The following is an 11,243-nucleotide window of genomic DNA, read 5'->3' as shown; positions in this document are numbered from 1 at the left end:
ATTGCGATTTATAAAATGGAGATTTTATAATCATCTTCTTCCATTTCATCTTCTTCCTGATCCATAAACCCATTACTGTGGGAGAGGATATCTTCCAGTGCCATTATGTAAGCATTGGCCAGTTTTTGAATCGTTTCTTTTTTGTAACGTTTTGCATCGTAGTTCCAGTCTACCTGCAGGCTTCCATCTATGATGATACTGTCTATGGAAATTTTATGGGGATTTACGTTCTGCTTTGCTACGTTTAATCCTGTAGATTCGGAAGCTAAATCAACTGTACTTCCATTTTTTGTATCCAGCACATTTGTAAAACTTCCTAAATAATTGAAAGTTATATCCTCGTAGAATATTGAAAAATCAGATTTAATCTTCTCAGAATTCGATTCGAATTGCAAAATATTATACCCGATTCCCTTATTAGGAATACTTCTTAGCATATCCTTTGTATCTGCAATCAGAATACCGATATCGTCTACTTCGGTTAAATCTAAACAGACCGGGTATACACTGGTAAACCAACCTGTTGTTCTGTTGATATCTACATCGTCAAACAACTCTTCCCTGCCGTGTCCTTCTAAGGCAATAACCACTTTCGGCGCATCGATCCATTCTGATAAGGCTATTGATAAGGCACTGATGAGAATGTCATTGATTTCTGTCCCGTACATAGTATGCATGTCATGTACCAGCAGGTGGGTTAAAGACGATGGCAAAGAGACTCTGATATTCTCTGTCTCATAATAACTGATTTTTTTATTGTAGGCTACGTCTACCGGTAATGGTGAATAATTAGATACTATTTCCTTCCAGTAAGTATATTCGCTTTCCAGAGCAGCCGAAGAGGCGTAGGCATTAAGCTGGGCCACCCATTGACGGTAGGAAGTCGCTTTTTCCGGCAGGGAAAATGTATTCCCGGACGAATGGTTTTCGATAAGGTTTATCAGGTCTTCGGTTAAGATTCTCCAGGAAACCCCGTCTACGGCCAGATGATGGATTGCAATAAACAAACGATTTTCTACTTCTTCTTCGGATGTTTCAAGCAATACAAAACGAACCAGATCGCCTTTGAAAATGTCCAGATCAGCCTGGTACCCTGTACATATTGCATCAATATCACTTAGAGAAACTACCTGATCTATGAGTAGTTTTGGCATAAAGGAATCGTATTGCTGCAACGGATATAAACTGTCTTCCTTCTTAGAAAAACTCATTCTCAAAACATCATGATGTTTTACTAACTCAGCTAAGGCAAAAACAAGAGCTTCATTGGTAATGGATTTTGAAACTTTAAGCAATACCGACTGATTGCTATGATTAATGGCTTCATAACCTCTTTTAAAGAACATTTTCTGAATTGGATGTAAGGGTAATTCTCCTTCTAAAAGTCCGGTTTCTTTTATCGCTGTATCGGCACTCTTTAAATGCAGTACGATCTCAGAAATGGTCTGGTAATTAAAAATATCTTTTACCTGAAAATGGATACCGATTGATTTGCTGCGGCTGGCTAACTGAATCGCCTTAATGGAATCTCCTCCAAGTTCATAAAAATTATCATGAACGCCTACCTGCTCTATTCCTAAAAGTTTTTGCCATACCGCAACCAGTTGTTTTTCCAAATCGGACTCCGGTGCTGCATAATTGCTGTCAATTTCGGGCACTGGCAATGCGTTTCGATCTATCTTACCGGCACTGGTGGTTGGAAAGAAATCCAAACGAACATATATTCGCGGAACCATATATTCCGGCAGCTTGGTTTCCAGAAATTTTTGGATCAGATTGTTACTAATCTCTTCTTTAGAAACCACATAGGCTACTAAGTGTTTACTATTTGCATGATCTTCCCTGGTGATAACTGTCGATTCCTGAATGCCTTCCAGACTATCTAAAACCGATTCAATTTCTTTGAGCTGGATACGATGGCCTCTAATTTTAACCTGATCGTCTATTCTTCCCAGATATTCAATTCTTCCTTCGGAATCCCACCTTGCTAAATCTCCTGTTCTGTAACATCTTGAATTGTTTACAGGTACAAATTTCTCTGCTGTTAAGACAGGATTGCCTATATATCCTTTGGATACGCCCGGACTATTTATATAAATTTCACCGGCAACCCCTACAGGTACTGCTTTACAGTCGGCATCCAGAATGTATATTTTTGTATTGGCTATGGGGCGTCCTATCGTTATTTTTTCATCTTCCGGCGAAACTTCAATGGCAGTACATCCAACGGTGGTTTCAGTTGGTCCGTATTCATTAAAGATTCTGCAATCAGGATTGATATTTTTTATAATCTCAATGTGGCTCTTTTTTAATTCTTCTCCTCCACAAATGATGGTTTTGATATTGGTGTCCTGAATGTTCAGGCCATCAAGAATCGTTACGTGAGTGGGCGTTAACATCAGGGTATCGATATCCGGATTGTTAAAACAGTCTTCTAACAATACGTCCATGCTCTTTGCCTCACTGCCTATAAATAGTTTTTTTCCTCTGGTAAGACTTGTGAAAATTACCGTTACGGATAAATCAAAAGACATGGAACTTATTAGCCCCCAGTTTCCTTCTTCTAAATTTTCAAAGTAGAAGGTATTTCCCCAAAAAATAAAATTGAATAAATTACCGTGGGAAATCATACATCCTTTCGGCCTGCCCGTAGAACCGGATGTGTAGAGCAAATAAGCCTGGCTCTCCGACGTTATTTCGGGTAATTTTACCTCGTTATTCGCTTCTTTTTGCTGTCTTAATTCTTTGGCCGTTATCCAGGAATACGATTCAAATGCTGCTGGCTGCTCCTCAATGTTGGTAATAATAATTTTTGAGTCACTTTCTTCCATCATATAGGCTGCGCGGGAGTCCGGCAGATTCTGATCAATTACCATGTAGGAAGCTCCTGCTTTCATTACCGAAAGAATAGCCATGATCATGTCTAAAGATCGTGTCATTCGGAGGGCAACAACCGATCCAGGTGTTACACCTAAATCAATAAGCTTCACCGCCCAAAGTTTAGATCTTAAATCGAGCTCTTTATAAGTAAGCTGTTCGTCTTCAAAGACAAGTGCTATTGCTTCGGGTTTTGCTGCAACCTGCTCTGCTATTAAATCTAAAACCGTTTTACTCGTTTCATATTCTTTTTCGGTACTATTGAATCTGACTAATTCTTCTTCTTCCTCTGTAGTCAGGTAGTTTAAGTCTTTCAGGTATTCGGCATCGCTTAAAAGACTCTCTAGTACGGTTTCTAAATGTCCTTTGATCTTTACTATGTTTTCGTCTGAAATAAGCGTATCATTATATTGTATGATAATTTTCAGCTGATCTGCCGCAGCATAAACATCTAATGTAAGGGCATAATTGGTGTCGGTATCACCCTTTAAATTTTGCATTTTCAGTTCATTCGCATCACTTAAGGAATCTTCCTGTTCAAGATAGTTTTGAAAAGAAATTATGGTATCAAACAATCCTCCTTTCAGGTTACTTTGAGATTCTGTATCGCTTAATGCTAAATCGCCATATTCTTCCCTTGCAGTGGTATGTCCCTTTTGTAGCTCCTGTAACCAGTCGGCTATTTTGATATCTTTTTTCAGCGTGCTGCATACCGGAATGGTATTCATGTACAACCCTATTTTTTCTTCTACACTTTCCTGTTTGGAATCTCTTCCTGAGATTATCGCACCAAAAACAACCGTTTCATTACCGGTATATTTAGACAACAGGTACGTCCATGCGGCCTGAAATAAAGTATTTTCCGTGATGCGGTGTTTTTTCGTAAATGCTTTGATGGCTCCGCTAACGGTAAACTCTGTTTTTTTGTTTCCAAATAATTTGTTTCGCAAAGAAATATCATTTACAAACGGAACATAACTTGGTAATAGCAATTCTGCTAAATAGGTTTTCCAAAACAACAGGCCTTTGCCCTCATTTACATTTGCAATGTGACGAAGATGTGAACCGAAATCATCCAAGGCCAGTTCTGGCAATGCTCCGCCTCTTTCTAACTGTACATAAATATCATGGAAATTTCGCATTATATTCTGAACAGACCAACCGTCTAATATAATATGGTGGTGCGTGAATACAAACCTTGTAAGTTCATTCTCAAGCTTAATTAAGGTCATTCGGAATAATGGGGCCTCCGCCAAACGGAATCCGGCTTCTTTATCTTCTGCCAAAAACCTGTCAAACGCTAGTTCGGAATCTTCTTTGGATAATATACTGTAATCCATTTCGTTTACCGGCAACGGCACCTGGTCATAAACACACTGAACAGGTACGTCCAGATCCTCACCGAAAACAGCTGTTCGCAAGGTGGTATGCTGCTGCATTAAGTACGTCCAGCTTTTATAGAAAGACGCCATGGAAACCGTACCTTTTAAATCACAGTGAAACTGGCATATGTAAGCCGATTTGCTGTCATCATATAAATTATGAAATAAAAACCCTTTTTGTAAAGGCGTTAATGGATATATGTTGGATATCCTGCCTTCATGCAGGGGTAACTCAAAGAAATCCTGTAACTTTTTATTGGTGATGCCGGCTGGCAAACCATAATCACTAACTGTTTTCACTTTATTGGCCGGACTGTTTTTCTGACTACTTAAAAAAGTAATTAATTCCTCCTTATTTGATTTGATTACAGCCAAAAGCTCTTCAGATAGTTTATTATCTGTTCTTTTCATCACCCTGAGTTCATTCTCCTTCACAAATAATGTAATTCCATTACTTGTAAGAAGCTCGATAATTTTATAAATATTTTTACTTTTCATCTTATGATTTATAAAGAGATAATTTCAAAATCCTGATCTTTTGTTTGAATTTCATCCTGATTGAAAATTTTAGTACTATGCGAAAGGATATCTTCCAGTGCAGCGATATAATTATCTGCTAATGTCTGAATGGTTTCTTTTTTGTAAAGCTTCGCATCATAATTCCAGTCCAGGTAAAGACTTCCGTCCATGATTATACTGTCGATGGAAATCTTGTATGGATTTACGTTGTCCGTTGCGATATTTGGCCCTGCAGCTTCGAAAGCCAGACTAACTTTGTTTTCCTTTTCTCTGGAGAAACTAGTATCAAAATCACCCAGGTAATTAAAAATCAGGTCTTCATAAAACACTGATAAATCAGATTTAATTTTATCGGAGCCCGATTCGAATTGCAGCAGATTATAACCGATTCCCTTGTTCGGGATACTTCTTAGCATATCTTTTGTATCTGCAATCAAAATACCTATATCGTCTGCTTCACTGATATCCAGACAAACCGGATATACACTGGTAAACCATCCTACCGTTCTGTTAATATCCACATCTTCAAATAACTCTTCTCTTCCGTGGCCTTCCATAGCAATCACAACTTTAGGAGCATCGATCCACCCTGATAGTGTCATTGATAAGGCACTTATTAAAATATCGTTAATCTCTGTGCCGTACATATTATTTGTCTCATGCACAAGCAAGTAAGTCAAAGGAGATGCTAAAGACACTCTGATATTCCCGGTCTCCTGATAGCTGATTTTATTATCGTATGTTTTATCGACTGGCAATGGTGTATAGTTCGACAGTACTTCTTTCCAGTAGATGTATTCACTTTCAAGGGCAGCTGTAGCGGCATATGCACTTACCTGTGCGATCCACTGACGATAGGAAGTCTCTTTGGCAGGTAACGAAAACCTGTTTCCGGACGAATGATTTTCTATAAGATTTGTCAGGTCTTCTGTTATAATTCTAAAAGAAACCCCATCTACAGCCAAATGGTGTATGGCAATAAACAGCCTGTTTTCGGTTTCCGCTTCTGCTGTTTCCAACAATACAAAACGCACCAGGTCACCATTAAAAATATCAAGGCCTGCCTGATACTTTGAAGATATTGCGGCAATATCATTTAATGAAATTACCTGCTCTGTGATTAGTTTTGGAACAAAAGAACCATAGTGTTGTGAAGGGTACGCTTCGTTCTCTTTTGTAGAAAAATGCAGGCGCAGGGCATCATGGTGTTTCACCAGTTCTGATAAGGCATACACAAGACTTTCACTGCTAACAGATTTTGAAACTTTTAGTAATATAGACTGATTGTGGTGATTGATTACCGGATGGCCTCTTTCAAAAAACAGTTTCTGAATGGGATGCAGCGGCACTTCGCCCAGCAAAAGTCCAGTTTCCTGTATCGCAGTTTTCACACTTTTTAAATGGAGTACGATCTCATAAATAGTCTGGTAATTAAATATATCCTTAACCTGAAAATGGATTCCTATTGCTTTGCTGCGGCTCGCTAACTGGATGGCTTTAATTGAATCCCCTCCAAGTTCATAAAAATTATCATGAACACCAACCTGATCTACCCCTAAAAGGTCTTGCCAAAGTTCAGCAAACTGCATTTCTAATGTTCCCGTCGGAGCAACATAAGTAGTGGCCGTTTCCGGTACCGGAAGTGCTTTTTTATCAATCTTACCACCATCTGTCATTGGAAAAGCGGTTAGGTAAACATACACTCTTGGTACCATATATTCAGGCAAATGAACCTCTAATAACTCCTGAACTTTTTTGCTGTCCGCCTCTTCGTTGCAAACTACATAGGCAACTAACTGTTTACTGTGACTGGAATCTTCGTTTACGATCACTACCGATTGCTGGATTTCTGCCAAATTATTTAAAGCAGATTCAATTTCTCCAAGGTGTATACGATAGCCTCTTATTTTTACATGGTCGTCATTTCTGCCGTGATACTCTAAGTTACCATCACTTAACCATTTTGCCATGTCGCCGGTGCGGTATACCCTTTCTTTATTGAACATCCATTCGGAGTCGAATTTTTTAGAAGTAAGCTCCGCGTCTCCAACATAACCTATGGCTAATCCGTCTCCGGCTATGCATAATTCGCCTATGGTTCCTATTGGAGCCAGGTTGCCATACTGATCTGTGATATAGATTCTTTCATTAGGCAAAGGTTTTCCAATTGGAATGAAATCATAAACATCTAATTGCTCGGGATCTATTTTATATCCTGTAGAGTCTACACAAGTCTCAGTAGGCCCGTAAAAATTGTATAATTGGACTCCGGTTCCCAGTTTTGAATAAAAACTTCTGACCAACTCCTTTTGCAGGATTTCACCAGCCAGTATCCAGCCGGATAAAGTATTTAAGGTGCTGTCTTCTGTCAGGGCATCTACAAAAAATCGAAGATGCGTCGGGGTTCCGTCTGATAAGTCTATTTTGTTGTCATTGTAAAAAGACAGCAGTTTAACACCGTCTTTACGGGTTTCGTCATCGGTTATATACAGACTATGCCCTTGTAACAAACTTCCATATATTTGCTGAACAGAAGCATCAAAAGCATATGATGCCAGTAATGCTACATGCAATGGTTTTTCTCCGTAAGAACCGTAAACACGGCTTTTTAATCCTTTTACGAGATTGATGACACTACTGTGTCGCATCATTACGCCTTTTGGTTTTCCTGTAGATCCCGAAGTAAAGATGATGTACATCAAATCTTCCGCTGTTATTTTAGGTAGTGCTGCTTTATAATCAGGTGTTATTACATTATTTAATTCTTCAATCGTTATATAAGTATGGGATGCTAATTCTTCCGGTTTTTCTATACTGTTCGAAATAACCATTTTAGCCTTACATTCTTCAAGCATAAAAACGATGCGCGAAATACGCTGGCCCGGATCTATTGGCACGTAAGACGCACCTGCCTTCATGATGGCAAACATGGCAATAATCATCTCAACAGATCGCGTAAGGATAAGGCCGACAACGTCTCCGGGTTTCACATTATTTTCAATAAGGTAACCGGCCCAGCAGTCAGATTGCTGGTCAAGCTCCTGATAAGAAATACTTTTTTCTCCAAAAACAACAGCAGTGGATTCCGGCTTTGCTGAAACCTGCGCTGCAAATACCTCTAAAACAGACTTTTCTTTTTCATATTCTTCACTGGTATCATTAAATTCTTTTACCAGTTGAAAAATCTCTTCTTCCGATACAATTTCAATATCCTTAAGATGCTTATTTTCACCTTTTAAAACCCAGTCAATAATTCTGTTATAATAGGATGCAAAACGCTCTACAGTTTCTTTTTTGAATAAATTGGTTTGATAATCCAGATTAAAAATACTGCCGGTTTCTTTTTCAACCACTCGTAATACCAAATCAAATTTGGAAAACATATTGGGATGATCTATTTTAGATAGCCGTAAATCTGGCAGTTCAACTCCGGTCCAGTTAAAATTGTGGTATTCAAATGTGACATTAAATAAGGCATTACTATTGGCATTCGGTTTTAATTCCAAATGATTCAGCAATCGGTCAAATGAATATTCTTCATTGGCAAGGCAATCCAGGACATGCGTTTTTACATTTCCAAGAAACTCCGAAAATTCCAAATCTCCTTTTGGAGCGCAGCGCAGCGGCAGTGTATTAATAAACAAACCTATTAAATTTTTAAATTCGCTATGCCAGCGACCAATTGTTGAAGTACCAATTATAATATCTTCCTGATTGGTTAATTTGGATAACAGCACGTAAAAAATCGTTAGTGTCATTCCTGACATCGTTACTCCGTGCTGCTTGCAGATGTTCTCTAATTTTTCTCTTTTAGCGGTGCTGATTTCGAAAGAAACTGTGCTTCCCTCGGCATTTTTTACATTAGATTTAGGAAAGTCGAAGGGCATGTTTAAAGGTTCAGGTACCACGTTATATTCGCTTAACCAGAACTCTCTTTCAGTCGTTAATTGTTTATCCCTAAGCTTATTTTCCTGCCACACTACAAAATCCCTGTACTGAATAGTTAAGTCTTTTAATTCTCCTTTTCCATATAAGGATTGAAATTCCGCTATCAATACTTCAAAGGAAGCTGCATCTATAACAATATGATGAATGTCTAATATGATTTTAGTAGTCGCATCGTTTTCCTTAATAATCAGTACTCTGATTAATGGCGGCTCACTTAAATTAAAAGGTTTGATATGCTTTTTTAGCAATTCCTGAACATCTCCTTCTGCATCTTCTGTATATTGAATGCTGAAATCAACATTCTCATGGATTTTCTGAATTGCTTCTCCATCTACATCATGAAAAGAAGTTCTTAGTATTTCATGTCTTTTGATTATTTTTTTGAAAACATCCTCACATAATGCAACATCCAGATTGCCTTCTACCTGCAATACTACCGGAGTATTATAGGAAATCGATTCCGGGTCCATCTGATTCAGAATAAATAATCTTTTTTGTGTACTGAATAAAGGATAAAAAGGCTTTACAGGAGCAGCTTCAATTGCGACAATAGTTTTCCCCAGCGAATTTTTAATAACTTCCAGCTGATCTGAAAAATTGGTATTCCGGAACAATTCACTAACATCTAAACGTACGTCAAATGCCTCCTGGATTTTTAAGGCCAAAATACCTATACCCAAAGAATTTCCGCCAAGATGAAAAAAATTATCTTTTATCCCGATTCGCTCCATTCCAAAAAAATCTTCCCAAACCTTAGCTAATTTTTTCTCCAAATCAGTACCCGGAGCTACATATGATTCATCTTCGAAACTTTTTCTCGCCTGTTCGAATTCCTGTAAAAACATATTATATTCGCCATTCAGGTACTTATCACGCAACACATAGCGCTGAATTTTTCCGCTTGTTGTCTTATGTATTTTTTCTACAGCGATTACATTTTTTACGGTAACACCAATGCGTTCACTTATTAATTTTTTAACCTCATCGGCCAGAACAACAAAATCCTTTACCGATCCTGAATAATGAACAAATACGAACAGCTCGTCCTGATGCTTTTCTTCGCTAAAAACGCTACAGGAAGCCGCCTGCTGAAATTTTATCTCAGGCAATTCTTCTATTAAATTATCTAAATCATTTGGGAAATAATTCTGCCCGTTAATGATTATCATTTCTTTTTTTCGACCTGTTATAACCAGTCGATTGTTGTGAATAAACCCTACATCGCCTGTATTGAACCATCCGTCATGTGAAATCACATTGCGGGTCGCTTCATCGTCATTGTAATATCCCAAAGTCATGGCAGGACTTTTTAGCTGGATGATACCAAGCGTATCGTCTGCTAAGATTTCGCCAATTTCATTAGTGATTTTTATCTCCGTACGATTGTATGTACCCAAATCAGCAAAAGAAGCAGAAGCATTAGAATTGGATTCCAGAAACTCAACTTTATCTCCGATATTTAAGTTATGCCTGTTTAAAAAATATTCCTTAAAGCCATCTTCTTCATTATATAAGGAGACTCCCAATACTGCTTCGGCAAGGCCATAACTTGGGCTTATGGAATCTTTTTTGAACCCGTAATGTTTAAGTGCTTCTGCAAATTTTCTACAGGTTTCAATAGACACCGGTTCAGCACTGTTAATCATTAATCGCAGTGGTTCAAAAGAAAGATCGTCCAGTTTTGCTTTTCCGATATTTTCGAGAACATGTACATATCCAAAATTTGGTGACCCTGAAATAGTGATCTGTTGTTCCGATAAATTTTTCAGCCATAATTCAGGGCTGGAAAGAAACAACATGGGCGGCATTAAATATTGATTCGCATTCGCTAACAATGGTAGAATATGGAAGAAAACCAAACCCATGTCATGCGTAAGCGGCATCCAGCCCAGAAACTTGTCTGAAGCCTGAATGGCACACTTTTCCAGTGACATATTGATGTTATACAAAATACCGTCCTGTCTGTTCATAACGCCTTTAGGCGAACCTGTAGATCCCGAAGAAAACTGAATGAACACCAGATCAGAAGATGTGGCCGGAACAGCGGCAGCCTTTTGGGTATACGGCAACTCAGCATAGTAGATAAAATTTGATAAAATTTCTTCTGCCTCGCCGTCATTTTCAAAATTAAAATCCTCTATTAATGATGCTAAAAAAGGAGCATCGGTTATCAGGTACGGATTTTTAAGTTTTTGCCATACTTTATTAAGTTTCTGAACAATATCGGAAGTCGTTCCCAACACGATCGGAACCGGTATAAAATTCCCCAATACACACGCCCAAAAAGTAATTACAAAACTTCTGTTGGACTGAAATTGAAATATTACTTCGTCGCCGGGATTGAGTCCTCTTTCCTGTAAAGCATGTAATATATAACCCGCCTCGAGATATAGTTTTTTATAAGATAAGTACTCAAGTCCGTCAGGTCCGTCAATAAAAGTAATTCCGGCTTCTTTCCCTGATTTAATATTGTCAAGAAAAATACTTTGTATCGTTTGTCCGTTCATTTCCATAAAA

2 protein-coding genes are annotated in these 11,243 nt (G+C 38.2%); both read right to left on the bottom strand.

Annotated elements, in window-relative coordinates; all coding sequences use genetic code 11:
- Positions 1–8: 8 nt before the first annotated feature.
- Positions 9–4,757 carry a non-ribosomal peptide synthetase gene (locus D0817_RS19645; RefSeq protein WP_127340066.1) on the bottom strand — a complete coding sequence of 1,583 codons (4,749 nt, stop codon included), beginning with the start codon at positions 4,755–4,757 and terminating at the stop codon, positions 9–11.
- 8 nt (positions 4,758–4,765) lie between these two features.
- On the bottom strand, positions 4,766–11,239 hold the full coding sequence (locus tag D0817_RS19640; protein ID WP_127340065.1) for a non-ribosomal peptide synthetase: 6,474 nt from the start codon (positions 11,237–11,239) through the stop codon (positions 4,766–4,768).
- Positions 11,240–11,243 lie beyond the last annotated feature (4 nt).

The organism is Flavobacterium cupreum (genome assembly GCF_003996965.1).
Taxonomy (GTDB): Bacteria; Bacteroidota; Bacteroidia; order Flavobacteriales; family Flavobacteriaceae; genus Flavobacterium; species Flavobacterium cupreum.
The sequence above is the reverse complement of the archived record's forward strand: the minus strand, read 5'-3'. Positions and strand labels throughout refer to the sequence as shown.

Excerpts from the sequence above, each read along its gene's own strand:
- D0817_RS19645 (WP_127340066.1), bottom strand. The coding sequence starts at position 4,757 with ATGAAAAGTAAAAATATTTATAAAATTATCGAGCTTCTTACAAGTAAT.
- D0817_RS19640 (WP_127340065.1), bottom strand. The coding sequence starts at position 11,239 with ATGGAAATGAACGGACAAACGATACAAAGTATTTTTCTTGACAATATT.